The following is a 25246-nucleotide window of genomic DNA, read 5'->3' on the forward strand; positions in this document are numbered from 1 at the left end:
AACACCCGGTGAGGATCATGCGATGACCGAACTGGCGGACAAGGATGTGCCCCGCGCCCTGCACGATATGGGCGGGGTATCCCGCTATATGTGCGAAGCGGTCGATACCGAACCGCATGAGCTGACCGATTTCGATCGCGAGGTCGATGCCATCCGCCAGCTGCTCGGCGCCAAATCCGTCATGTCCGTCGATGAGTTGCGGCGCGGCATCGAGGCGCTGCCGGAAGCCGATTATCTGCGCCTCTCCTACTATCAGCGCTGGCTGCTCTCGATGACCGCGACCTTGCTGCAGAAGGGTGTCTTCACCCAGGCCGAACTGGCCCAGGCGATGAAGGATATCCCATGATCGCGGCGGGCCAGCGCGTGCGCGTGCGGGATGACTGGCCGGAGACGCGCGGCCCCTGCCATATCCGCACGCCGCATTACCTGCGCGGCGCCACCGGCACCGTGCAGCGCCACTTAGGCGATTTTCCCAATCCCGAGGATCTCGCCTTCGGCCGCAAAGCAAGGCGCCTGTCGCTGTATCACGTCGTCTTCGACGCCTCTTCCCTATGGGGCGACGGCAAGCCGAAGGCCGAGATACTGGTCGAACTCTACGAACCCTGGCTGGAGCCCGTGTGATGCAGACATCCGACGTCGATCATGACCGGCTTCTGACGGCACTCCGCTCCCTGCTCGCCGCCAAAGGCATTACGACAGCGGCCGAAATCGCCGAGCGCATCACCATCACCGATGCCGCCACCCCGGCGCGCGGCGCCGCCATGGTGGCCAAAGCCTGGGTCGATCCCGAATTTCGTACCCTGATGCTGACGGACGGCGCGCGTGCGGCCGAGTCCCTCGGCATTCCCATGCGCGGCATGCCGCCACTCGGCGTATTGGAAAATACCCGCACGCAGCATCACCTTGTCGTCTGCACGCTGTGCAGTTGCTATCCGCGCGCCGTGCTGGGCTATCCGCCCTTCTGGTTCAAGTCGAACAGCTATCGCGCCCGCGCTGTGCGTGACCCGCGCCGCCTTCTGGCTGAATGGGGCACGGTCCTGGGCGATGATGTGGCACTGCGCGTCGTCGACAGCACGGCCGATTATCGCTGGATGGTGCTGCCCGTACGCCCCATGGGCACACGCGGCTGGTCTGAAGCGGCGCTCGCCGGCCTGGTGCGGGAAGGCGACATGATCGGCGTTACCACCCCCCAACTGCCGTCAGGTACTGCCACCCTCGCGAAGTGAGAAACCCACATCGACCGTCGCCGCGCCACTGTCGCGTCCGTGGATGCGGGCCAGCAATTTGGTCGCCGCAATTTGGCCGATGCGCTGCCGGGGCGACATGATCGTCGTCAGCGACGGCTGCACCAGCGGACCAAGGCTAAGACCGTTGAAACCGGCAATGGCGATCCGCTTCGGTACGGCAATGCCTTCCCGCTGCGCGCGCAGAATGGCGCCGATTGCCAGATCATCATTGGCGAAAAAGATCGCATCCAGCTTCTTATCCATATCGAGCAGACGCATGAGCGCGTCACCGCCCAGTTCAACGCTTGATATCGCGTCCTGGCTGAAGGGAGGACGGCATAGCAGCCCGTGCCGCTTCAGACAGCGTTCCAGACCCTTGAAGCGCTGCGTGGCGCGGTAATCCGCCTTCAGGCGCGCCCCGACGAAAGCGATGTTGCGATAGCCGCGCGAGACGAGATGTTCGCCCATGGCGTCACCCGCCTTGTAATGGGACAGGCCGACATTCATGTCGATCGGCCTGGCGCCATATTCCATCACCTCCACCACCGGCCTGTGCCAGCTCCGCAGCATGGCGCGCGTCCGCTCGGTATGGCGCAGCCCGGCGATGATCATGCCGGCAGGCGACCAGCCGAGCAGCGTATTGGCCAGCGCCTGCTCGCGCTCCAGATCGAATTGCGTATCACCCAGCAGCAGTTGGAAGCCGGCGGCATCCAGAACATCCTGCGCGCCCTGGATCACTTCCAGAAACACGATATTGCTGAGCGACGGCACGATGATCGGCACGACGCGGCTTTTGGCGGAGGCGAGCGCGCCGGCCACCCGATTGGGCACATAGCCCAGCGCTTCAATGGCGACCGCCACCTTCTCCCGCAGGTTTTCGGACACGGCGTCCGGCGTGTTGATGACGCGGCTGACGGTAATGGGCGAAACGCCGGCGCGTTCCGCCACATGTTTCAGCGTGATCGTCGCAGGTGGAAGCTGTTTACGGCCGATACGGGCGGTTGACTTAGCCATGATGGATCACGGTCAATAGGTCGCCCGCCCGCCGGAAACGTCAAAGACAGCCCCCGTGCTGAAGGACGCTTCCCGACTCGCCAGCCAGCAGACGAGGGACACGGCCTCCGCGATCTCCCCGAAGCGGCCGACCGGAATCTTGGACAGCATGAAATCGATATGCACCTGGCTCATCTGGTCGAAAATCGCCGTGCGGATGGCTGCCGGGGTAACGCAATTGACGCGGATCTCGGTCTTGGCCAATTCCTTGCCGAGCGATTTCGTGAGCCCGATGACGGCTGCCTTCGAGGCGCTGTAAGCGGAGGCATTCGGGTTGCCTTCCTTACCGGCGATGGAGGCGATATTGACGATACGCCCATAGCCGCGCGTCGTCATGAACGGCACCACGGCCTTGTTGCAATAGAAAAGCCCGTTCAGATTGACGTCGATGACGCGTTTCCAGTCATCCACCGGATAATCCGCCAGCGTCACATTCGGCCCCGTGATGCCGGCGCTGCACACCAGAATATCGATGCTGCCGAGATCGGCGGCCGTGGACTGCGCTGCCTTTGACACCGCATCCGCATCGGCGATGTCGAGCGCCACAACATGGTCGGCGCCGATTTCGGCGCGGGCCGCGTCAAGCCGCGCGGCATCACGATCCCACAGGCTGACCCGCCCGCCCTCCTGCCGGATGCGCGCGGCAATGGCGAGGCCGATGCCGGCCGCGCCGCCGGTCACGACCGCGACCTGATCCTTGAACCGTCCCGGCACTGCTATGCTTGTCATCCGGTCTCTCTCCCTCGGCAGCCGGAGAGGAAACGCCCCCGAACCGCGTCGTCGCTTTTTGTCTTATTGAAACAAGATCTTGTCGTTAATCTGTATAGATCAAGCGCCGTTACGCGCAACCGGGTCAGGGCGAGGCAGAACGGCCCGCGGGCGTCGCGCTCGCAACCGTTCTTTCGCCAAAAGCTTTGTCCAGAAAAATGAAGAAGGCGGGCCAGACGACGGCGCGGGCCGCATTATTGGTGCTTGCCGTGCCACCAAGACTGCCGAGGTCCACAAAATCGGGATTGGATAGTGCCGCCGGCAATATCGGTGGACCGAAAACCGCATGCCCCGCATGCGGGAAAGCGAAAATCTCCACCACATGGGTAAAATGCGCCGCCTTCAACTGGCGGGCGGCCATCGCTACCATGGGGCAGGACGGCCAGACAGCATCCCGCCCGCCGCAGACCATCATCACCGAACCGTCGATCTGCGCGAGGTCCATGATGGCGTCGCGGTGCGCCGGCAAACCGTTCAGACCGGAGGCATAGCGGTCGAAGGTATCGCCAGGCTCACCGGTGGGATGGGGTAGATCCGGCAACGCACGGCCTTGCCAGGAAAAGCTGGAAGCGGGCTTCACCATGCCCCACGGCCCGATACCCTGCCAAACGATGCCCGATGGCACCGCCGCCACCACGGCACGCACAGCCGTGTCATGGGACGCGACGAGCAATGCCGCCTCGCCTCCGACCGATGTGCCGAGGATCGCAATGCGCGCGGGATCAATGCCAGGCTGCGCCTGCAACCACTGCACCGCCCGCATAAAATATTCGACGGGAATCAGTTGCAGCGTGTCCGGCAAGGGGGACATACCGAAATAGGCCAGTTGCAGGGCGGCCATCCCGTGCTGCGCGATCAACCTTGCTTGGCGGGTGACAGCGGGATTGAGCCCGCCTTCCGACCCGCCGATAACCAAAACGGCCGGTATGGCGGTTTCAACACCGGATGGGCGGAAGAAATTGCCGACCAGGCCGTCTGCCGTCACCCGGCGTTCCGTCACTGCCGGTTCAGCCGCACAGGCCGAGACGGCCGGCAGAACGACGCAGGCGAAGCACAGGACAAAGAGGCGTTTCAGCATGACGGTCTCTTGGCGGCCGTTTTTATCGCACCAGCCTTATCCGCGCAGGGCGACGCGACGCAAGAGCCGTCATGCCCGAAGGCTGGACTTAGACGCTTTTGGCGTATTCCCCTTGGCCCTGGGCGTCGAGCGCCGCGAAATCCTCGTCGCTGAGATGGATCGAGGCGCCGGCGACATTCTCCGCCAGATGCGCGGTGCTGCCGGTGCCGGGGATCGGCAGCATGACCGGCGACCGCTTCAGCACCCAGGCAAGCGCCACCTGGCTGGGGCCTGTGCCAAGTTTTTCCGCAATCTTGGTGAGCACCGAACCGGGTTTTGCCAGATGGCCGGAGCCCAGCGGCGCCCAGGGGATGAAGCCGATACCCTTCTGCTCGCAATAATCCAGCACGGCCTCGCTTTTGCGGTTCACGAGGTTGTACTGGTTCTGCACGGTCACGACCGGAAAGTGTTTCTGCGCGGCCTCAATCTGCTCGACCGAAACCTCGCTCAACCCCACATGGCGGATCAGCCCTTCCGTCTGCATCGCGGCGATGACGCCGAACTGCTCCTCGGCCGGCACTTTCGCGTCGATCCGGTGCAGCTGCCACAGGTCGATCTTCTCCAGCTTCAGGCGGCGCAGGCTCATCAGCACGCATTGGCGCAGATATTCCGGGCGCCCGACGGGCATCCAGATATCCGGGCCGTGGCGCGTGAGGCCGCCCTTGGTCGCGACCGTCAGGCCCTTATAGGGCGCCAGCACCTCGGCGATCAGCTCTTCGCTGACGAAGGGCCCGTAGCTATCGGCCGTATCGATGAAATCGATGCCATGGTCGCTGAGTGCCGCCAGCGCGCGCTTCGCTTCAGGGATATCGGTGGGCTGGTTCCAAATGCCCTTGCCTGTGATGCGCATGGCGCCGAAGCCGAGGCGCGTTACCTTCAGATCGCCGCCGATCGTGAACTGGCCGGCGTCGCGTGCATTGGCTGCTGCCATTGTCTTCTCCTGCTGTCGGGTTCGAACGGAAAGTGGGAAGGATAGCAGCAGCCGTTAAGGCTAGGGTCAGGAGAAACGCACCGACACAGGGCTCTGTCCCGCAAATGTCACCTGCACACCGGCCCCGGTGGGGGCCGGCAGGCAGCCGGTCCAGGACCCGCAGGTTATGATCTGCCCGGCCTTGAGGCCACCAGCCCAGACGGCACCCACATCCGCCAGCCAGACGATGAGGCGGATCATGTCGCCGCAAGGATTGCCGAGGCCAAGCTTAGGCTCCACGCCCTCGATTGCCTGCGTCACAGTGAGATTGGGAAAATCCACGTCCTGCCAGCCTGGAACCGCGTCACCCACGATCAGCGCGCCATGACCGACGCTGTCCGCAAGCTTCATCGGGTTGGTCGCCGTCGCGTAATCGCGCAGGCGCCATTGCACGACTTCGATAACGGGATGGCAGCTCCAGATGGCAGCGATAATCTCGGCACGAGTATAAGGAAGCGGGCGCGGCGGCAGATCGGCCGCCAGCTTGAAGGCAATTTCGGATTCCACCAGACGGTCCGTGAAACGCGCGTCGAGCGTGGTGCCAGAGGGCAGAATGCCCGATGCGGGCAGCGGCGCGCAGGAAGGCGCGGCCTCGGGGCCTGCTGCGCCAACCTTCCAGCCACCGATTTTGCCCAGGACTGCGGTGACATCGGCCTGCACGGCATAGCCCTTGGCCTCCGTCAGCGGCGTCTCGGCCTCCGTCAGGGCAATGGGCTCGCCCGATGCGCGCGCGGCCAATAACCGGTCCGCCAGGGCCTTGCTCTCGTATGTCATACTGCACCGCAACAAAAGTTTATAAACATTAACTTAGCAGTTTCAAAGGCTTGGAGGGGCCTTTCGAAGTGAGGCCTGAATTCCGCAAGTTTAGAATTGCAATTCATGGTTAGAATAAGGCACCAGGGCGCAATTGAGGCAAAATTGTGTTGGAGCTGCCATGTTTTGGCCCCGATTTGGACGCGCCTTGCGGAAAACGGCGCTGGTGACCGCCCTGCTGACGCTGCCGGCCGCCGCCGCGTCAGCCCAGACGATTGGCTACGGGTCTTCAGCTCAGGTCACCATCAGCACCGTCAAGGTCTATAAGGCGAAGCATGCCGATAGCCGCGCCCTGGCGCTGCTTGCAGCGCTGTCGGCCGAGGCGGGCATTCCCTTCTTTGCCAAGCCGCCCGCGAAACCGGTGACGGTTGCGGTGGCCCTCGTGCATCCGCAGGAAGCGCCCGACCCCGCGCTCTGCATCCGGGCCGGCGTCAGTGTTAATCCGGCCGTCATGGCCGGACCGCCGATGACCCTGGAACATGGTGTCGTCGGCTGCCCCACGGATACGGCCGGCATTCCTGTGGTGCTGGTGCAGGACCCGGCGCTGGCACCGCCCCCCACCAGCCGCTCAGGCCAATATGACGTCGATGTGACGATGCGCTATCGGCTGATGGAGCGTGATCGCGTCAAGCTGATCGCAAGCCTGACCGAGCAAGGCCTTGCCTACAGCATGGACAGTGCGATTAGCGGCAATAATTTCCTGGCCGCTTTGACGATGGATTTTTGAGAACACGATTTCTGTTGCATCGGCGCGAAAGCGGGTGACAGACTGCGTTTAGTCGAAACCAACTGAAAGGAGGTGATCCAGTGTCTCATTGTGTGATGCCGCAGGGTGTTATGACCTGGATGATCGCCGCCGGAGTTTCCGCGGCCGTCTAATTCCTCGTCCGGCCCCCTGAAAAGCGGCCGTCAACAATGCTGAAGGCCCAGGATGCGCGCGCGTCCTGGGCCTTCTTCTTTTATACATGTTGCGTGAACAATTGCCTTTTACGGCACCCATCCGAAAATCGGAAAAGCCCAGCCTGTTTCCTGCAAAATCAGGTCGTTCATCGCGGGGCTGAGCGTCGACCGCCAGTCGCCGACAATGCCTTTGCGCAGAAAAGACCCATTGGCGCTATCTCCCGCCGGTCTGCCGCCGGTCATTTTGTCGAACCGCGTGGCGGCCAGACAACCGCCCACGATAGCCGGCGTCGTTTCCAGTCCCAGAAAGCGAAAAATGCCCTCGACATGCGGCACCGGGTTCTGGTGCAACTGCTCATAGGTCACCATCCAGCATGATGACGGATCAACTTTCTGAAGGTTGAGCGTCACGCGCATCCCCTGATTGATCGACGATATCGCCGATTGGAAAAAGGCCAATTTTGTGCCTTCATCGGCATTTTTCCCATTTTTCCCTTGGAAAAAATGCCAGGCCGAGGTCAGGAGATCGCGGGGATCGCGCAGGATCGTGATCAGCTTGGCGCGCGGGAACAACTGCTTGAATGCCGGAAAGGCAAAAACGTTTTCCGGCGTCTTCTCGCCGTAAGCCAGGCAATCACGTCCGTCTGCCTGCTGATGAAGGGCCAGCAGTATCGCGCTGGCCGCCAGAAAACGGCTGTCGCCATCGCCAGGAAGCGGATAACCCTTGGTATGGCTGAAGATCTCGGCATTTTTTGCCGCCAGCGATTTGCGGCGCGCAGCGATGACACCGTCAAACAGCGAGAAAATCTCCTTGGCGAAAAGCCCTTCGCCCCGGCAGGAGGCCTGCGGATGCTGGTCGATGATCTGCTGCAGCCATGTCGTGCCCGAACGGGGCGCACCGCCAACAAAAAATATTTGGCGCGTCGCGATCCGGCGCAATTCCTCGTTGATTTGAAACCAGTCTGTCACAGCGTTACGCGCTTCCCTCACCAAACTGTGATCATGCCTTAAACCCGTCAGCTTGACCATGCACCGGGCGCGTCAAACCCGACCCGTTCGTTGACCGCTATCGGCTCCAAATCTATCCTTCCCACCATGATGAATATCGGTGAAGCCTCGGCGGCATCGGGCGTCTCAGCCAAGATGATCCGCTATTATGAACGCGTGACCCTGATCGCGCCGGCCGGCCGCTCCGCCGCCGGCTATCGCCGCTATGGCGAGATGGATGTGCAGACGCTGCGATTCCTCAAACGGGCCCGCAATCTCGGCTTCTCCGTGCAGCAGATGCGTGACCTGCTTGCTCTATGGCGGGACGAAAGCCGCTCCAAGCCGGAAGTTCAGAAACTCGCCTTGTCTCATGCCGCCGCGCTTGAAGTGAAAGCCCGGGAGATCGCGGAAATCAGCGCGGCTTTGCGCTCCCTCGCCCATGCCTGTGAAACCAGCGATCGTCCGGGCTGCCCGATCATCGAGGAACTGGCCGACCAGGCAGGCCCCATCGCCGCCTGAAACAAGGCCGCTCGTCGCCATAAACTGGCCATTCCCGGCCTTACGCTTGCCATGCTGCATTGCGATACCACTTCCCGGCGGATGGTCTGACCGCGAAAGGATTGCTTGTGCCCAATTTGCTGCGTCGGGATTTGGTTCAGGGTGGCCTCGGTCTGTCCGGTATCGCATTCCTGTCTTCTCTCGGCTTGCGGCCGAGCCAGGCAGCGTCCGCGCCCCGCACCGCGCCGGAAGCAGGGCCTTTCGACGGGTCCACGGTGCAACATCTGGCGCAGAAGATGGCGACCGAACCCTATCAGGCGCCGAATACCACGCTGCCCAGCGCCATCGCCCATATGACCTGGGATGATTTCCGTGGCGTCAATTATCGCCCGGACCAGGCGCTGTGGCATGACCAGAAACTGGGCTTTCAGGCGCAGTTCTTTCCGCGCGGATTTTTGTATCCGGCCAAGGTCGACATGTTCGAAGTGGCGGACGGCAAGGCAGCCCCCGTTCCTTACACACCCGACCTGTTCAACTATGACAATCCCAAGCTGAAAGTGCCGGATAATCTTGGCTATTCCGGGCTGCGCATCCTGAGCCCGATCAACAAGCCCGATGTCTTCGAGGAATTCTGCGTCTTCCTCGGCGCCAGCTATTTTCGCGCCGTCGCCAAAGGGCAGGTGTACGGCCTGTCCGCGCGCGGGCTTGCCATCGGCACCGGTGACCCGAAGGGCGAGGAATTCGCCCGCTTCAGCGCCTTCTGGCTGGTGCGGCCACCGGCCGGCCAGAACTCCCTTGTCGTCTATGCGCTGCTCGACAGCCAGAGCGTCACGGGCGCCTTCAAATTCACCATCACGCCAGGCAATGAGACCGTCTTCGACGTCGAAAGCAGCCTGTTTCCGCGCGTCGACATTACCGAACCCGGCATCGCGACGCTGACCGGCATGTTCTATTTCGATGCCAATAACCGCAACAAGGTGAATGACTGGCGGCCGGCTGCCCATGACTCGGAGGGGCTGTCGATGTGGACGGGGTCCGGCGCGCAGCTCTGGCGGCCGCTGAATGACCCGGCGGCGCTGCAATTCAGCGCCTTCCAGGATTCCAGCCCACACGGCTTCGGCCTCATGCAGCGCAAGCGCGCCTTTTTCGATTACCAGGACGTCGCGCTGCAATACGAGAAGCGGCCCAGCCTCTGGATCGAACCGATCGGCGACTGGGGCCAGGGCGCGGTCGATCTGGTCGAAATCCCAAGCCCGAACGAGGTCAACGACAATATCGTCAGTTTCTGGCGGCCGAAGGACAAGCTGGCCGCCAAGGGCCAGTATAATTTCACGTATCGCATGCATTGGGGCTGGGATAATCCGCAGCCGACCCAGCTCGGCCGTATCGTCGACACCCGCATCGGCAATTCCGACGACCATTCCGGCTTGGAAATCGTCCTCGATATCGTGGGCGACGCGGTGAAGACCCTGCCGGCGGACGCCAAGCCGCATGCCCAGCTTTCCGCCAGCGCCGGCAAGATCAGCGCGGTGGTGGTGGAGCCCAATCCGGCCACCGGCGGCCAGCGCATCATGTTTACGCTGGAGCCGGGCGACGCCAAGCTTATCGAACTCAGCGGCGTGCTGATGAACGACCAGACGCCGCTGTCTGAAACCTGGCTCTACCGCTGGACACCATGACCATGACCTTGCCCGGTTACCTGCCTGCGGAGGCGCCGCTGGCGATGCCGGTGCAGTCGCTGGGCGTGGCCCCCAAGCGCGGCCCGCGCCCGGTCACGGCACCGCGCGGCCTTTTTTTCCGGCGGCTTTTCGTCATCGGCGGTGCCGTCATCATGACCGCCGGTGGCGGCGCCGAAATGTACAAGGTCTTCAACGGCAATGGGCCGAGCGTCCTCGGCATCCTGATCCTGATCCTGTTCCTTGTGCTCTTCGCCTGGATTGCGCTGTCCTTCATGAGCGCGGTCGGCGGATTTTTCGCGAGCCTCGCCGGCGGGGGCCTGGGCCTCGGCATCACCAGAAACGGCCCGCTGCCGCAGTTGCGCCATCGCACGGCGCTGCTGATGCCGACCTATAATGAGGAACCGGCCCGGGTCATGGCCGGACTTAAGGCCATCCACCACTCCTTGGCGGCGACCGGCCAAGGCGAAAACTTCGACATCTTCATCCTCAGCGACACGACGGACCCGGATGTCTGGATCGCCGAGGAGGCTGCCTTCCTCGCCTTCCGCGCCGAGATCGGTGCGGGCGCGCCGCGCCTGTTTTACCGGCGCCGCGCCAAAAACATCGATCGCAAGGCGGGCAATATCGCGGAATGGGTGCGCCGCTTCGGGGCTGCCTATCCGCAGATGCTGACGCTGGACGCCGACAGCCTGATGGAAGGCGAGACCGTGCTGCGCATGGCCGCCGCCATGGAAGCCCATCCCGGCGTCGGTCTTCTCCAGACCCTGCCCGTCATCGCCGGCGGCACATCCCTTTTCGCCCGGATGCAGCAATTCGCCGGCCGGATTTACGGGCCGGTGATCGCCCAGGGCATTGCCTGGTGGCACGGGTCGGAAGGCAATTACTGGGGCCATAACGCTGTCATCCGCACCCAGGCTTTCGCCGAACAGGCCGGCCTGCCGCATCTCAAGGGACGAAAGCCTTTCGGCGGCGCAGTGTTGAGCCATGATTTCGTCGAAGCAGCCCTGATGCGGCGTGGCGGCTGGGCCATTCATATGGTCCCGGCCTTGGGGGGTAGTTACGAGGAAAGCCCGCCGTCGCTGACCGATGTCGCCATTCGCGACCGGCGTTGGGCGCAGGGCAATCTGCAACATGTCGGCGTGCTGCCGGCGCGCGGGCTGCACTGGGTCAGCCGCCTGCATCTGCTCATGGGCATCGGCAGCTACGTCACCGCACCGCTCTGGCTGCTGTTCCTGCTCGTCGGCGTATTGGTCTCGCTGCAATCGCGCTTCGTGCAGCCGCAATATTTCGGCGCCACCAAATCCCTGTTTCCGCGCTGGCCGCAGGTCGATCCGGTGCTCGCGAAATGGGTTTTCATCGGCACCATGGCGGTGCTGCTGGCGCCGAAACTCTTCGCCTATATCCTGCTGCTGGTGAACGGCCCGCTGCGGCGGGGCGCGGGCGGTGCCTTCCGTGCGCTGCTCAGCCTGCTGCTGGAAACACTGATCGGCGGGTTGATCGCGCCCGTCGCCATGCTGATCCAGACGGAAGGCGTGATGCAGATATTAGCTGGGCGAGACAGCGGCTGGAACGCGCAAAAGCGGGACGGCGATGCCGTGCCGCTGCGTCTGGTCTGGCGGCAATATTGGCGATTCATGGCGACGGGCGTCATTCTGGCCGTCATCGCCTATGCCGTCTCCCCGGCCCTGTTTCTCTGGATGACGCCCGTTCTGCTCGGCCTTGTGCTGGCCGTGCCGCTGGTGATGCTGACGGCGTCGAGCCGTGTCGGTGTCGCGCTGCAACGGATGGGCCTGCTCAGCATTCCTGAGGAGCGGCAGCCCAATGCCATTCTGCAAAGTGCCGCCGCATTGCGGAGCGGCAGCACGCCGCCGATCCCCCATGCCATCCGGCATCTGCTGGGGGATGCGGCGCTGCTGGCCGCCCATCGCGCCATGCTGCCGCCGGCCCGCCGGCCGGGCCAAGACCCGATCGACGTGCCGCTGCTGGTGGGGCTGACCAAGCTCGCCGAGACCGACAGCTTGCAGAAGGCGATCGATCAATTGTCGAAACAGGAAACCGCCGCCGTGCTCGGCTCCGCCGAGGGGCTGGATCGGTTGCAGGCAATGGCGAGGGACTTCGCTGTGCTCAGTCTGGGGGATGGTTAGAAGTCTCGCAAGTTTGCCTGTTACTTGCGACGAAGGGTAGATCCCCGGGACAAGCCCTGGGATGACAAAATTAAGATGACCTATCAATTATTTCGTCATCCTCGGGCTTGACCCGAGGATCCATCCGCTTCCGCGCAATAAACGCTTCAACGTCAAACTCCGTCGTTAGTCCGCTTTCCTCGCCTTCACGCAAAGCTGCGCGTAGGGCCGCTAATTTCGTGGGCTTTGGCGCGTTCGGATTAACCACCGATCGTCTCCCTACTTCGCTGACTTCCGACGATACACCACCATCGTATCGTAGCGCTTCCACACCGTATAATCTGCCGCCAGTGCAGCATTCATGGCGGCGTAGACGTCCAGATTGCGGGTCGCCGCGTCCTTGTCATCCGGATTGGTGCGGCGGATGATGAACATCGGCTTGGCCGCCAGGATGCGGTTCAACTCGGCCAGCGGGTCGATGCCGACCGTATGGGCCAGGAGTTTTGAGAGCAGAAAAGACGGAAAAACGAATTTCGTCGGCAGAGGTTCGCGCAGCAGCGCGTAGAGGATCGGCTCGCCGTCGAAGGCATAGGCCTCAGCCCCTGGCACGGCCGCCAGCGCTGGTTTGAGGTCAGCGGCAAGCTGGGCCGGGGTATCGCGCAGCGGCGCGAAGCCTGGGACAGGCGGCCGCTCCATATTGGCGACCATGCGGCCCATATCGGCACTGCTGCGGGACAGCATGGGGATCAGGTTGAGCACGAACAAAACACCAACGGCAACGCGGACCGAACGCGGCAGGTTACGGAAAAGCCAAGCCAGCATCAGCGCCGTTGTGATGCAGAGCACCGGCAGCAGTTGCAGAAAGTAATGGCTGAAATACAGCCCGCCGGAGGCGACGCCGACCGCACTGGTGACCAGCCAAGCAACCAGCACAAGAGTTTGACGTGGCGCGCGGATCACGCGTGCCGCAAGCCAGACCAGGGACAGGAACAGCGCCGGGAATAGCATCGCTTGCGCCCGGTAGGCGCGCTCCGCCAGATTGCCCGACACCGGCAAAGCGACACGCCGCGTATTGGACAGAAGGCTCGCCTCGACCATCACCGGCAGCTTGCCCTGCGCGGCATAAAGCAGAACCGTCGCCAGAAAGGGTGCCAGCGCGCCGAGGCTGAACAGCAGCCCCAGCCGGATTGCGTCCCACAATCCGGCCACGCCGCGCCGCAGACGCCCCGGCAGGATCAGCATGGCGGCGTAAACCGCGAACATGTCGAAAACTGCGACATATTTGACCATGAAGGCAAAGCCGAGGGCGAGGCCGATGCCGACCGCGCGACCGGCGCGGATCGGCCCTTGCGCCGTCAACGCCCACAGCATGCCGAGGAGCGTGAAACACTCCATGAAGATTTCGGTATTGGCGGCGATGCCGTCATCCGGGATCGTCGTGCCGATCACCAGCAGACCGGCGATGCCGGCAAAAAGCTCCGCCGCCACGGCCGGTTGATCGCGCAAACAATATCGCGCGATGCGCCATGTCAGCAAGGCCATGCCGGCAATCGCCGCCACGCCGGCCAGGCGCATGGACAGGACGCTGTCGCCGAACACGCTCTGAAAGACAGCGAAAATCGCGTAGATGCCGACCGGCTTATTATCCCAGACGGCGGTATAGGGCAGATGCCCGGCCCGCCATTGCTGGGCCATGATGAAATACAGGCTCTCGTCCCAATCCACCACGCTCATGACGAAGCTCGGCGCGCGGGTCAGGACGGTGACCAGAACCAGCCCAGCCGGGATCAGCCAAGGCAGAGGGCGCCATCGCCCTTCAGGTCGCGAAGCAGCAGCGCTCATCCCTTCGTGGCGGCCACGGCGCGCGGCGTGATGTGACGGGACGGCCGGGTCATCGCCTCAATCCGCAGCAGCTCATCCAGCACGCGCTCCTCCAGCAAACCCTCTTCCAGCACAATCTCCCGCACGCCGCGCCCTTCCGCCAGAGCCCGCTTGGCGATGCGCGACGTCACCTCATAGCCCAGCGTCGGCGCCAGTGCCGTCACCAGCCCGATACTGTGGTTGACCAGGTCCAGGCAATGCTCCCGATTGGCGGTAATGCCGGTGATGCAGTTCTGGGTCAGGCTGTCGATGGCCGAGGTCAGCATGCGCAGGCTTGTCATGATGCTATAGGCGATGGTCGGCTCGAAGGCGTTCAGCTGCAACTGCCCGCCCTCGGCGCACATCGTCACCGTCAGGTCATGCCCGATGACGAGATAGGCGACCTGGCTGACGACTTCCGGGATCACCGGATTGACCTTGCCCGGCATGATGGAAGACCCCGCCTGCCGCGCCGGCAGGTTGATTTCGCCGATCCCCGTGCGCGGACCGCTGGAGAGCAGCCGCAGGTCATTGCAGATTTTGGAAAGCTTCACGGCAATCCGCTTCAGCACGCCGGAAAACAGCACGAAGGCGCCCATATCGGACGTGGCTTCAATCAAATTGGGGGCGAGCGACAATGGATGGCCGCTGATCGCCGCCAGTTCCTCCACCACCAAAGGCGCGTAGCGCGGATCGGCATTGATGCCGGTGCCGATGGCCGTCGCCCCCAGATTGACCTCATGAAACAGCGCCGCGACCTCGCCCAGGCGCTGCACGTCTTCTTTGACGGTGACATGGAAGGCGTCGAATTCCTGGCCCAGCGTCATCGGCACCGCGTCCTGCAACTGGGTACGGCCCATCTTCAGGACATCGGCGAATTCCGCGCCCTTCTTCTTCAGGGCCAGCGACAGGTCGCGCAGCGCCCGCTGCAAGGGCTTCACGCCTTCCAAGGTCGCCACGCGCAAAGCGGTGGGATAGGCGTCATTGGTGGACTGCGCCATGTTGACGTCGTCATTGGGGTGCAGCAGGTCGTAACGACCGCGCTTATACCCGGCCAGAACCAGGGCCAGGTTCGCGACAACCTCATTGGCATTCATATTGGTGGATGTGCCGGCGCCACCCTGCACGGCATCGACCACGAACTGGTCATGATAATCACGGCTGGCCAGCAGCGCCTCGCAGGCGCGCTCGATCATGGCGGCCTTCTCGGCCGGAAGATCGCCCAGCATCCTGTTCGTGCGCGCCGCCGCCTGTTTCACCATGGCCAGCGCCCGCACCAGATCCGGGAAATGCCCGACTGCCACGCCGGTTATCGGAAAATTCTCGACCGCGCGCAGGGAATGCACGCCCCAATAGGCGGAGGCCGGCACCGCGGCCTCCCCCAGCAGATCATGCTCGATGCGGGTCTCGATGTCCGACAGGGTCACTTGCCGCGTGGTCGCCAAGTGCAGCGTGTCTGTAGGGGTGGTGTCGTCCTGGGTTTCGAAATCGGCCGTCATGGAACTGGCTCGTTTTTATGATTGCAGCCCAGCGACTCTGCCGCCGTCCGACGGGCCGTTGAAGCCCTTTCCGCCCTCACTCAGGCATGCACGTTCATCGGCACATGAAAGCCGGGCATGAGCAGGTTCAGGATCATCAGGATCAGCAGCACGGTAATCAGCAGGCCGAAGATGCCGCCCAGCAGGCGCAGCGCGCCGACGATGACCAGGATGGCCGCCACCACCAGCACGGCGGATTGCGTCTGGCCGTGAATGCCCGCCTGTTCCAGCAGATGGCGCAAAGCATTCTCGATGAGGATGATCACCGCCATGACGACGCCGACCAGCCGCAGGATCAAGGTAAGCACGAAATCGATGGCGGAATTCATTCAGAACCGTCCTTCCGGGCAAGCCCTATAGCTGGCATCCCGCGTGCGCGTGCCAAGGGTCAGACGGGCTGCGGAGCATCCGCCACGAAGCGCGCCCAACCCTCCGCCCGCAGGTTGCAGGCGGGGCAATGGCCGCAGCCATAGCCCCAAGGGTGCCGCGTACTGCGGTCCCCCAGATAGCAGGTATGGGTGTCCTGGTTGATAAGCCGTACCAGCGCGTCGCCGCCGAGGCCAGACGCCAGCGCCCAGGTGGCGGCCTTGTCGATCCACATGAGCGGCGTATGCAGCACGAAGCGCCGGTCCATGCCGAGGTTCAGGGCCAATTGCAGCGCCTTAACGGTATCGTCCCGGCAATCGGGATAGCCTGAGAAATCGGTCTCGCAGACGCCGGTGACGATATGCTTGATGCCCCGGCGATAGGCGGTGACGGCCGCCATGGTCAGGAACAGCAGGTTGCGCCCGGGCACGAAAGTATTGGGCAGCCCGTCCGCCTGCATGGCGATTTCGGTCTCCTGCGTCAGCGCCGTCTCGCTGAGCTTGCCGACGATGCCGGCATCGATCAGGTGATCGGCCCCCAGCTTCCCCGCCCAGGCGGGAAAATCAGCCCGCAGCGCGTCCAGGAAGGCCGGGCGGACATCCAATTCCACCCGATGGCGCTGGCCGTAATCGAAGCCGATGGTCTCCACCGACCCGAAACGGTCGAGCGCCCAGGCGAGGCAGGTCGCCGAATCCTGCCCGCCCGAAAAGAGAACCAGAGCCTTGTCGTCCGCTGCCGTCACGCCGCACCCTTCTCCCGGATCACATAGGTGTAGAAGCGCATAACCCCATCCTTCGTCTCCCGATAGAGGCCCTGAACCTCGGATTCGAAGCCCGGGAAGAGGTTGGACGCGCGCTCGAAGACCTTCAGATAGTCGATCATCGGCTGGGCGCGGCCGCCGACGCGCTCACCCGGCACCACGGTCGCGATGCCCGGCGGATAGACCAGCCACAGGGTGGCGGCGATGCGCCCGGCGGCCTCGTCCAGCGGCACATAATCGACATTGTTGCGCACCAGTTCCCGCGTCGCCTCATGCGGATGCATGGCCATTTCGGGCAGATGCTCGGCGCGGAACTGCGCCGCCTGCAAGGCGCTGGTGCCGCTCCGACGATAAAAGGCGTGCATTTCGGCGCAGAGGTCGCGCAGACCGACACCGGTATAGCGGGCCGGGCGGCGCGCAACGAAGCCGGGGAAGACGTCTTCCAGCGGCCGGTTCTCGTCATGCAGCTTCTTGAAGGTGACGAGATGGGACAGCAGCGTGCCGGCCTTGCTGCTTTCCACGCCCGGCGTCAGCAGGAACAGCAGGGAGTTGAGGTCGTTCTTTTCCGGCACGATACGGTTTTCGCGCAGATATTCGGCGACGACCGGGGCCGGAATGCCGTGATCGGCATAGCGGTCCTCAGTGCTGTCCGAAAAACCCGGCGTCAGAATGGTCAGCTTATTGGGGTCGGTGATGGCCCAGCCTTTTTCCAGGCTGGGGAAGCCGTGCCAGAATTCATCCGGCACCAATTCCCACTGCGCCGGATCGCTAGCCAGAAGATCGGTCTCGGCATCTTCCCAGCGCATCCCTTCCGAGCTGCGCGCAGCCTCCGACGGCTGCACGAAACGCGGCACGAAGGGCTCGAAGAACCAGCGGCGGGTCGGGTCCGTCTCATGCTCGCCATATTCCCGCGCCGCGAGGCGGATTTTCTTGCGGAGCTCGATGCCGAGACGAACGGTATCGTCCCACAGAACTTCGCCCGAGCGGCCCTTCATCATCTGCGCGCCGACATCCAGCGAGGCGAAGAGCGGATAGAAGGGGCTGGTGGAAGCGTGGAGCAGAAAGAACTCGTTGAAGCGTTGCGAGGTCACCTGACGGCGCTGCCCGGCGAGGTGGCTGTCCTTCACATGGATTTGGCTCGCCTGGCTGAAACTGGCCAGCTGCTTGTGACTGCTTTGGGTGACGATGATGCCGGGGTCATTCGGACCCAGCTTGTCCAGCCCCATGCCGAAGCGGCCACGGAAGAGCGGGTGGAACTTCATGAAGCCGGCCCAGGCTTCGTCGAACAGCACGTAATCGCAAAGATGGCCGATGCGGGCGATGATTTCCTCGGCCGAAACGATGGTGCCGTCATAGGTGCATTGTTCCACCACCGCCGCGCGGAAGGGCCGCTCCCGCAGCCAGGCGTCGGGGTCTTTCACGGCCGGGTTGTCGCGGATCGCTTCGCGCAGGCGCGTCTCATCCAGCGCGGCCAGGCTCATCGGCCCGATCATGCCATGCGGATTGCGCGCGGTTTCGATATAGACGGGCGTGGCACCCGCCAGCAGCAAGGCGCCGTGATGCGCCGCCTTATGGTTATTGCGGTCGAAGAGCACCAGATCGCCCTCGGCCAGAAGAGCGTTGAGCACGATCTTGTTGGAGGCCGAGGTGCCGTTGAGCACGAAATAGGTGCGCTCGGCCCCGAAGATTTTGGCGGCCTCCTGCTCGGCGCGCAGAGCCGGGCCTTCATGGGTCAGCAGGTCACCCAGTTGCAGCACGGAATTGTCGAGATCGTCGCGGAAGACGGCTTCGCCTAAGTGTTCCACGAAGATGCGGCCGATGGGGCTGCGGCGATAGAAGGCGCCGCCATTATGGCCCGGGCAGGTCCACAGCATATTGCCCTGCTCGGCATAGTCCACCAGCGTGCCGAAGAAGGGCGTCTTCAGGCTGTCGGCATATTGCCGCAGGCGGGCGACGAGGTTTTTGGCGATGAAGTCCGGCGTTTCTTCCGCCAGGAAGATAAAGCCGTCGACATTGTCCAGCACCTCCACCGGGATCTGCTCCAGCGTCTGGCGCCGCACCAGGATGATGATCGGCACGTCCAGCCCGCGCTTGCGCACGAGGTCGATCAGCGCCGAGGATTTGCCGCTGACGCCCTTCTTGCCCCAGTCGACCACGATACAGCCGAGCGCCGCGTCGGTGCGGATGACGAGCTCGGCATCCTCCTCCCGCCGGGCGCGCAGGACCGCGTAACCGTCCTGCTCGATCTCCTGCACGATCTGGGTGAGGCGCGCGCCCTCCATATCGCTCTCATTGAACGACGGAACGCAGATGAGGAACTTGAAGCGGCGCGAATATTCCATCCGATTATCCTTCAGACGCGTGGACCGACGAGGCTCGACGGCACTGCCCGCAGGCGCATAGCGCTATCGACCGCGACTGTGTGACAAATTTCTTTCATAAAGAACGATTTTCAATCGGTGTATCGTTTGACGGCCCGATTTTCCCCGTATATTCAGCCTTAGGAAGCGGGAGAACCGGTCAATGACGATTTCACGCCGTAGAATATTGCAGGCATCCGGCGCGCTTCTGCCGGCCTTGGCCCTGGGGACTGAGGCGCAGGCCGGTGACCGCGTGCTGAAGGTCGGCTACCAGAAGGCCTCCGTGGCCCTCTCGTTGCTAAAGGCGCAAGGCCTGCTGGAAAAGCGGCTGAAGCCACTGGGCTATGGCGTGAGCTGGGCCATTTTCACCTCCGGCCCGCCGATCCTGGAAGCCCTGAATGACGGCGCGGTCGACCTGGCCTTTACGGGTGAGCCGCCGCCGATCTTCGCTCAAGCGGCCGGCGTGCCTGTCGTCTATGCCGCCGCGACGCAACCCTCCCCGCGCTCCGTCGCCATTCTGGTGCAGCCGGGCAGTAGCGTGAAGACGGTGGCCGACCTGCGCGGGAAAAAGGTCGCGGTCGCGAAAGGGTCCAGCGCCAATTATCTGGTGGTGGCGGCCATCCGCCATGCCGGCCTCGCCTGGTCCGATATCACGCCGGTCTATCTGCAGCCGTCGGACGGGCGCGTGGCCCTGCAATCAGGCGCGGTGGACGCCTGGGCCGTGTGGGACCCGTTCGAGGCATCGGCCCAGGTGGCGGGTGCCAAGATTCTGACAGACGGCACGGGGCTGATGCCCAACCGCGCCTTCTATCTGTCGAGCCATGACTTCGCGACGCAGAACGCCCCGGCGCTGAAGGCCGCCATCGGTGCCATTCAGGAGATCGAGGCCTGGGAACCGAAGCATGTCGATCAGATCGCGACCGACCTGTCCAAGACCATCGGCGTCTCGCCCGAAATTCTGAAGGTTTGGTTCACGCGGCAGAAATACGGGGTCGAGCCGGTGACTCCGGCGATTGTGGCGGACCAGCAGAAGATCGCGGATACGTTTGCAGCGCTGCACCTGATTCCGAGGAAGATTGATGTGTCACAGGCGGTGCTGGGATAGAGGCAGGCACTGGCTCCGACGACTTCTGAATGTCGGGGCGAGCCAATATATCATGAGGGTCGAAAATACCGATCACAATCAGCGTCGTCGCCGCGACCGCGATAATGACGAGCCGCACGATCGGCAGTCTTGTTCGTGAGCGCGGTGGCGCGGTTGGGCCTCTAACCTCTTTCCCACGCGATATAAATCCGGCTTCTGCATGGGAAGTACCACTCTTCTCCTGCCGCGCCAACGACAGCATCCTCGCCAGCCGGGCGGCGATAGCCTTTGCCGCTTCTGCATTAGCAAGTTCCAGCCCCGATGCTCTGATCTGCGCGGCTAACTGGCTTGTGGCTTCCAGGACAGGCATATTTTGCAAACGGGCCGTTTCGTCCCAAGGGTCAATACCTTGCTGAGCAAGCATTGAGTTGACCGTCAGAACCATGCCGCTCGGCAGCGTTCCTATCTCGGCAAACAAGAAGCCGTTCATCGCTTGGCCCGACCTTATGCCGCGCCTTTGCCGAGATAGATTGCGGCTACTGCGAGAATTATAGCGCACGATCACGATCGCTCCGCCAGAAATGGTTAAATGCAAATATATGAATCAATCACGACCGCGCCGCGCCGCGCGATCCAAGTTTTGCAAGGCCGCCACCGCGTGGAGAAGCGTGCTTTCCGCCGTTTGATGAAGACAGCGCAGCGGCGCGCGCACTGAACCGTCCGCAATGCCGCTTTTCTTGAGAATAGCCTTCAAACCCACAGAAGGATGGACAGCATTCAAAGCGCACGAAGATGATATCAAGACATCGCGAATCGTACGAAACTGTCCGACATCGCTTAAATTCCAGGTAGAAACGAGTTGAGCGCAGGCACGGGGGGCGACATTGCCTATTGGGCTGATCCAGCCCTGGCCGCCCGCCGCGATATGGCAAGCCGCCAGGCGGTCATCCGCTATCAATTGTACAAAAGTTTCCCCCAGTATCGACTGTCGGCGCGAAAAACGAATTGGATCCAGGTGGTTGAGAACCAGACCGTAGATGAGATCAGAGCGGAAAAGGGATTCAATCATGTCTTCCGAAATATGTGGGCGGAGGAGCGCATCGCCATGCTCGACGAAGACAGGCCTATCGATGGCATGGCTCACGCGCCGGATACAGCTTTGCGCTTCCTCCGGTCCAAAGGATGATGAATGTGGCAAACGACAAATAAGCGCGTCTGCACCGCCGCGAATCAAAAGCTGCGCCAAATCATCCGTTTGCCGATGCATAGAAAAATCGAGATAGGCCAAAACCAGACTGCGGCGTCGCGAGGTATCGTTTGCGATCTCGACAAGCCGCAGCAATTCAGATTCACCCAGGCTGAGGCCTTCACCAATGTCTGAACCGATAACAAGATCTGTCCTAGCCTCAAGCTGCTTATCACATAATATTTGAAACGCTTCCTCGTCGATGCGACCGTCACGGAATGGCGTCACGAGTGCAGTGTAAACGCGATTGTAATCCAATAAGACAGACATGAGACGCCATCCAAAAGCAGGGAATACTGTCGTGCAACAGCAGGTGCGGCAAATCCTGCGAGCGCTTTCGACTATCTGCAATCGGCAGGTTCGCAGGCCTGACAAGAAATAGAAAAATCCATATCAATCAATATATTACGGGCTTTTATATCTTTTAAATGCAGAAAACCCTTTTTTACTATGGATTTTTAACGGCAGCCGCTACCAGCCTTGTGAGGGGTCAATACAACACTGACGAGGACACCGCTTGCGATGATTTCGCGATATATTTTTCAGCCTTTTATTCTTCTTATACTGTGATTCATTGCTGAAACTTCCCTCTATTTTAAATGAGTTTTCAGAGATCCGCTGATAGCGCAGCAAGGCTCGTAGCATTTCAGAAAATGTCCAGTAATACGCATGATGAGCGACGCTCTATTCGTATTCGCACCGCTACTATCATGCGTAGTCGTGCCATCTTCTCTTTTCTAAAAAAAATCTGAACATAGAATGACACAAAATACTTTATATTTCGGCATTCCTACCAACAGGCTGCGCGATGTCTCAGACACCGTAACGGCCTACGACGAAAATTTTTGGCATAACGGCCATTCCGTACCGATCATGATATTCGACGATTCATCCATCGCAAATCACGAAAAATATTTTCCTAATCTTGAAGAAATAAAGACTTACAACGAGGTATTTTATATCGGTCCAGCCGAGAAAGAGCAGTTCATCGGTCTGATCTGTCGCAGATTACGCGATCGCAAACTCGAGGCACTTGTCCGTAATCTGTTCAGGCCCAGCTACGGCGGCAACCGCAACTTCAGCCTGATGTACACGATTGGCGACCATTTCGTCAGTTCTGACGATGATATGCGACCCTTTGCCCTCATTGAGGATAGCCCGGAATCCCTGGGTGAAGGGGAGATCAGTCGCGGCAAGCTTATTAATCGCCGTGCAAACGGCCATACGCGGCGAAGTTTCGATATCATTCAGTCCTTCCGCGATATCCTTGGCAAGACCGCTTTTGAAGCACCATCGAATTATGAACGCGGCGAATTGCTGATCGACAGCAGTATGGATCTGGAATCCAATACCTCACTCGGTTTCGTTCGGGAAAATTCACTCGGCCTGCAGGCCGGAAAAGTCCCAAAACATGCCTTGGTTAAAATAGCCCAGACATTCCGAACAGGAACAAATGATATTGACGCCGTCGATTATCTCTCCATTTTTTTAGAGGATGAATCAAGTCTTGATCCAGAAGCGCTGAACGATTCCTACGTGCTGGTAAATTTCCGTCCCTGTGTCACCAATAGAAATTGGCGCATGGATTGCGGTGTCGCTGGTTATGATAATTCTCATGGCTTGCCGCCGTTTTTCCCAATCCGCCTACGTTTTGAGGATTACATTTACCGACTCTGGATTCAACAGCCCAATGTCATCTCGGCGCATGTGGATTCCGCGCAAACGCATATCAAGAGCAACTACATGCGCAGCCCGCTGGCAGCGGAGATTTTTAATGAGTCAATTTGCAGTCTTCTGAAAAACAAAATCCGTATGACGCTAAGTCGTGTCGAAGAACACGGCATCCAATTCGACTATGATGGTTACGTCAGTCTACAGGATAGCGCTGATCTTCTGGATCAAGCCAATCATCTGCTCGATCGTATCGCCAAGGCTGCTCAAGAGACCGAGGCACCAGATCGCGTGATTGCCCTCAAGAGCTTCAGTGAAAATCTGCGCCGCTCTCTCTATGATCTGGAGCCAGACTTCTTTCAGCAAAATGTCAGCCGAATTGTGAGCGAAGAGGTGAGCCTCATCAAATCGGCGCTCGAACTCTGGCCGACATTGCTGGAAATCGCCTATTTTCAACGTAAGGGTAAGGCGCTGCCAATGCGCCGCGTGAAAACCAAAGCAAAGGTGGCGCAGCGAGCCGCCAGCTGAAGCGACCATGCGCAACACGCCGACTGAAGCGCACCGGCTCACCCCCTGCCCACAACCCGCGCCGCCGCGCCCAGAATGTCGAACAGGTCCAGCAGCCGGGCCACGTAATGGTCATGCACGGCGAAGCCCTGGGCAGTGGGGTCAAAGAACTGCCGTTCCAGGGCGTCCACCATCTTCGTCAATCGTTTCTGGTGCAATCCTAATCGCCGCTGCACCGGGTCGGCGATGATGCCGGCGAAGGCGGCCAGTGACGCCGAGGCCAGCATCAGCCCGCCCGTCGTGCCCATCACCAGCCCCGCCGCCGGGGGGGCGATGGGGAAGACCACATACCAGGCGGACGCCGCCCAGGCGCCCAGCGGAAAGCTGGACGCCGCCACATGTTGCGAAATCACCCCGGCCAGCGCGGGGCCCAGCGTCGCCGCCCCCGGCGTCAGCTTCTGCACGGCCAGCGCGCCGGCGCCGAGGTTGAGCAGTCCCGTCGTAATCTCGGCCGCCGCGCCGCGCGTCAGCCCGTATTCGGCCATCGCTTCCCGCAGCCGCGCCGCGAAGGCAGGGTCCGCCCGATGCCGGCCGATCTCAGCCAGCAGGGTCTCAATCGTCCCTTCCAGAACCGGGCTTTCCAGAATGGCATCCGTCAGGGCGTTGCGATTGCTGACCCGATGCTTCTGCGCCATCGGCAGGCCCAGCAGCACGGTCATGATCCGCCACTCAATCTCCTCCGCCACATCGGTGGGCAGCAGAATGGAACGGTCCAGCAGCTTTTCCACCCGCTTGGCGCGCAGCCTGCGGGCAGCCTTCGCCCCCAGTTGCATCGCCACCTGCGGCAACGCCAGCGTCAGGTTCAGCGGCGCGCGGGCGATATCCCAACCCACCGCCGCGCGGTGCAAGGCGAGCGACCCGGTGAAGGAAAAATTCGCATCCACGAAAGGCCCGATCATCGTGCGCCGGGCCGCGAAATAGCGGCGCGCCCCGTCTTCCACGGCGGCGCGGGCGGCTGTCAGGTCCAGCGTCTGATTATCCGTCATGCCGTCAAGTCAAAGAAAAAGGGCGGCTCGCGCCACCCTTTTCATTAGCCCAGCCGATCACAAAATGGACCGGTGATCAGGCCTTGGCGGCCTCATGCGCGGCCATGCCGTCCAGGATCGCCTTTTCGGCGGCCGCGCGGTCACCCCAGCCCACGACCTTCACCCATTTGCCGGGTTCCAGATCCTTGTAGCGGGTGAAGAAATGCTCGATCACCTTGCGGGTGATTTCCGGCAGGGTCGATAGTTCGGTGTGATCCTTGAACTGCGGATGCACCTTGTCATGCGGCACGCAGACGATCTTCTCGTCCTTGCCGGATTCGTCTTCCATGAACAGCACGCCGATGGGCCGCGCGCGGATAACGGCGCCGGGCACAACCTGGGCCGGAACCAGCACCAGCGCGTCCGCCGGGTCACCGTCCTCGGACAGCGTGCCGGGGATGAAGCCGTAGGCGGCCGGATAGGCCATGGGCGTGAACAGGAAACGGTCGACGAAGATGGCGCCGCTCTCCTTGTCGACCTCGTATTTCACGGCCGAACCCTGCGGGATTTCGATCACCACATTGACGTCGCCCGGCGGGGCCTTACCCGTGGGAATCTTGGTCACATCCATGACGGTCTCCGGACTGCTATCAAAGTTAAATCGGGGCGCACCCTCGTCTATTCGCGCGCCACTG

The 25246-nt window shown here is 61.8% G+C and carries 24 protein-coding genes; 9 read left to right on the top strand and 15 right to left on the bottom strand.

Going from position 1 to position 25246, the window contains the following annotated elements; genetic code table 11:
* Positions 1 to 22: 22 nt before the first annotated feature.
* The 3 genes from ASILVAE211_RS09155 to ASILVAE211_RS09165 are packed head-to-tail and all read left to right on the top strand — an operon-like array spanning position 23 to position 1226.
* A complete protein-coding gene (locus tag ASILVAE211_RS09155; RefSeq protein WP_227321000.1) occupies positions 23 to 346 on the top strand; it encodes an SH3-like domain-containing protein in 324 nt (107 codons plus the stop codon).
* The gene (locus tag ASILVAE211_RS09160; RefSeq protein ID WP_227321001.1) at positions 343 to 621 is read left to right on the top strand and encodes an SH3-like domain-containing protein; all 279 of its coding nucleotides are present in this window, start codon (positions 343 to 345) and stop codon (positions 619 to 621) included. Before ASILVAE211_RS09155 ends, ASILVAE211_RS09160 begins: the two co-directional genes overlap by 4 nt.
* Complete coding sequence (locus ASILVAE211_RS09165) at positions 621 to 1226, top strand: nitrile hydratase subunit alpha (protein WP_227321002.1); 606 nt, start codon at positions 621 to 623, stop codon at positions 1224 to 1226. The genes ASILVAE211_RS09160 and ASILVAE211_RS09165 overlap by 1 nt, the downstream gene beginning before the upstream one ends.
* Here the strand turns inward: ASILVAE211_RS09165 and ASILVAE211_RS09170 are convergent.
* The 5 genes from ASILVAE211_RS09170 to ASILVAE211_RS09190 all read right to left on the bottom strand — a co-directional run bounded on the left by ASILVAE211_RS09170 (position 1200) and on the right by ASILVAE211_RS09190 (position 5908).
* Positions 1200 to 2240, bottom strand: a complete 1041-nt coding sequence (locus ASILVAE211_RS09170) for a LacI family DNA-binding transcriptional regulator (RefSeq protein ID WP_227321003.1) — start codon at positions 2238 to 2240, stop codon at positions 1200 to 1202. The genes ASILVAE211_RS09165 and ASILVAE211_RS09170 overlap by 27 nt on opposite strands.
* Positions 2241 to 2252: 12 nt before the next feature.
* A complete protein-coding gene (locus tag ASILVAE211_RS09175; protein ID WP_227321004.1) occupies positions 2253 to 3008 on the bottom strand; it encodes an SDR family oxidoreductase in 756 nt (251 codons plus the stop codon).
* Between the two features lie 124 nt (positions 3009 to 3132).
* The gene (locus ASILVAE211_RS09180) at positions 3133 to 4125 is read right to left on the bottom strand and encodes an alpha/beta hydrolase family protein (protein ID WP_227321005.1); all 993 of its coding nucleotides are present in this window, start codon (positions 4123 to 4125) and stop codon (positions 3133 to 3135) included.
* A gap of 88 nt (positions 4126 to 4213) precedes the next feature.
* Entirely contained in the window at positions 4214 to 5095 is an 882-nt protein-coding gene (locus ASILVAE211_RS09185) for an aldo/keto reductase (protein WP_227321006.1), read from the bottom strand.
* Positions 5096 to 5161: 66 nt separating this feature from the next.
* On the bottom strand, positions 5162 to 5908 hold the full coding sequence (locus ASILVAE211_RS09190; protein ID WP_227321007.1) for a 2-keto-4-pentenoate hydratase: 747 nt from the start codon (positions 5906 to 5908) through the stop codon (positions 5162 to 5164).
* A 160-nt stretch (positions 5909 to 6068) separates the two neighbouring features.
* Between ASILVAE211_RS09190 and ASILVAE211_RS09195 the strand changes: the two genes are divergently transcribed.
* Positions 6069 to 6674, top strand: coding sequence for a hypothetical protein (locus ASILVAE211_RS09195; RefSeq protein ID WP_227321008.1), 606 nt, complete (start codon positions 6069 to 6071; stop codon positions 6672 to 6674).
* A gap of 260 nt (positions 6675 to 6934) precedes the next feature.
* Here ASILVAE211_RS09195 and ASILVAE211_RS09200 read toward each other — a convergent pair whose 3' ends face one another.
* Positions 6935 to 7876, bottom strand: coding sequence for a sulfotransferase family protein (locus ASILVAE211_RS09200; RefSeq protein ID WP_227321009.1), 942 nt, complete (start codon positions 7874 to 7876; stop codon positions 6935 to 6937).
* 30 nt (positions 7877 to 7906) lie between these two features.
* On the opposite strand from ASILVAE211_RS09200, the gene ASILVAE211_RS09205 reads away from it, so the two are divergent.
* The 3 genes from ASILVAE211_RS09205 (at position 7907) to mdoH (ending at position 12155) form a co-directional block, all read left to right on the top strand.
* Entirely contained in the window at positions 7907 to 8353 is a 447-nt protein-coding gene (locus tag ASILVAE211_RS09205) for a MerR family transcriptional regulator (protein ID WP_227321010.1), read from the top strand.
* A gap of 116 nt (positions 8354 to 8469) precedes the next feature.
* Positions 8470 to 10011: a glucan biosynthesis protein gene (locus tag ASILVAE211_RS09210; RefSeq protein ID WP_227321274.1), complete on the top strand. Its 1542-nt coding sequence runs from the start codon at positions 8470 to 8472 to the stop codon at positions 10009 to 10011.
* A 2-nt stretch (positions 10012 to 10013) separates the two neighbouring features.
* On the top strand, positions 10014 to 12155 hold the full coding sequence (gene mdoH / locus ASILVAE211_RS09215; RefSeq protein WP_227321011.1) for a glucans biosynthesis glucosyltransferase MdoH: 2142 nt from the start codon (positions 10014 to 10016) through the stop codon (positions 12153 to 12155).
* 70 nt (positions 12156 to 12225) lie between these two features.
* Here mdoH and ASILVAE211_RS26310 read toward each other — a convergent pair whose 3' ends face one another.
* From ASILVAE211_RS26310 to ASILVAE211_RS09245, 6 genes are all read right to left on the bottom strand, one after another.
* On the bottom strand, positions 12226 to 12465 hold the full coding sequence (locus ASILVAE211_RS26310; RefSeq protein ID WP_319799548.1) for a type II toxin-antitoxin system ParD family antitoxin: 240 nt from the start codon (positions 12463 to 12465) through the stop codon (positions 12226 to 12228).
* A complete protein-coding gene (locus tag ASILVAE211_RS09225) occupies positions 12414 to 13976 on the bottom strand; it encodes an ArnT family glycosyltransferase (protein WP_227321013.1) in 1563 nt (520 codons plus the stop codon). Before ASILVAE211_RS09225 ends, ASILVAE211_RS26310 begins: the two co-directional genes overlap by 52 nt.
* Positions 13973 to 15493 carry an aspartate ammonia-lyase gene (locus tag ASILVAE211_RS09230; protein WP_227321014.1) on the bottom strand — a complete coding sequence of 507 codons (1521 nt, stop codon included), beginning with the start codon at positions 15491 to 15493 and terminating at the stop codon, positions 13973 to 13975. Before ASILVAE211_RS09230 ends, ASILVAE211_RS09225 begins: the two co-directional genes overlap by 4 nt.
* An 80-nt stretch (positions 15494 to 15573) precedes the next feature.
* The gene (locus ASILVAE211_RS09235) at positions 15574 to 15861 is read right to left on the bottom strand and encodes a hypothetical protein (RefSeq protein ID WP_227321015.1); all 288 of its coding nucleotides are present in this window, start codon (positions 15859 to 15861) and stop codon (positions 15574 to 15576) included.
* Between the two features lie 59 nt (positions 15862 to 15920).
* Positions 15921 to 16640: a 7-cyano-7-deazaguanine synthase QueC gene (gene queC / locus ASILVAE211_RS09240; RefSeq protein WP_227321016.1), complete on the bottom strand. Its 720-nt coding sequence runs from the start codon at positions 16638 to 16640 to the stop codon at positions 15921 to 15923.
* Positions 16637 to 19000 (bottom strand): Orn/Lys/Arg family decarboxylase, encoded by a 2364-nt coding sequence (locus ASILVAE211_RS09245; protein ID WP_227321017.1) that lies wholly within the window; start codon positions 18998 to 19000, stop codon positions 16637 to 16639. The genes queC and ASILVAE211_RS09245 overlap by 4 nt, the downstream gene beginning before the upstream one ends.
* 181 nt (positions 19001 to 19181) lie before the next feature.
* Here ASILVAE211_RS09245 and ASILVAE211_RS09250 point away from each other — a divergent pair, with 181 nt between their 5' ends.
* Positions 19182 to 20123 (top strand): aliphatic sulfonate ABC transporter substrate-binding protein, encoded by a 942-nt coding sequence (locus ASILVAE211_RS09250; RefSeq protein WP_227321018.1) that lies wholly within the window; start codon positions 19182 to 19184, stop codon positions 20121 to 20123.
* Between the two features lie 583 nt (positions 20124 to 20706).
* On the opposite strand, the gene ASILVAE211_RS09255 is transcribed toward ASILVAE211_RS09250, so the two are convergent.
* Positions 20707 to 21618: a dihydrodipicolinate synthase family protein gene (locus ASILVAE211_RS09255; RefSeq protein ID WP_227321019.1), complete on the bottom strand. Its 912-nt coding sequence runs from the start codon at positions 21616 to 21618 to the stop codon at positions 20707 to 20709.
* 489 nt (positions 21619 to 22107) lie between these two features.
* On the opposite strand from ASILVAE211_RS09255, the gene ASILVAE211_RS09260 reads away from it, so the two are divergent.
* Positions 22108 to 23547 (top strand): hypothetical protein, encoded by a 1440-nt coding sequence (locus ASILVAE211_RS09260; RefSeq protein WP_227321020.1) that lies wholly within the window; start codon positions 22108 to 22110, stop codon positions 23545 to 23547.
* 38 nt (positions 23548 to 23585) lie between these two features.
* Here ASILVAE211_RS09260 and ASILVAE211_RS09265 read toward each other — a convergent pair whose 3' ends face one another.
* Positions 23586 to 24572 carry a DUF6635 family protein gene (locus tag ASILVAE211_RS09265; RefSeq protein ID WP_227321021.1) on the bottom strand — a complete coding sequence of 329 codons (987 nt, stop codon included), beginning with the start codon at positions 24570 to 24572 and terminating at the stop codon, positions 23586 to 23588.
* Positions 24573 to 24648: 76 nt separating this feature from the next.
* Positions 24649 to 25182, bottom strand: a complete 534-nt coding sequence (ppa, locus tag ASILVAE211_RS09270; protein WP_227321022.1) for an inorganic diphosphatase — start codon at positions 25180 to 25182, stop codon at positions 24649 to 24651.
* Between the last annotated feature and the right edge of the window lie 64 nt (positions 25183 to 25246).

The sequence above is a fragment of the Acidisoma silvae genome (assembly GCF_020618775.1).
Classification (GTDB): Bacteria; Pseudomonadota; Alphaproteobacteria; order Acetobacterales; family Acetobacteraceae; genus Acidisoma; species Acidisoma silvae.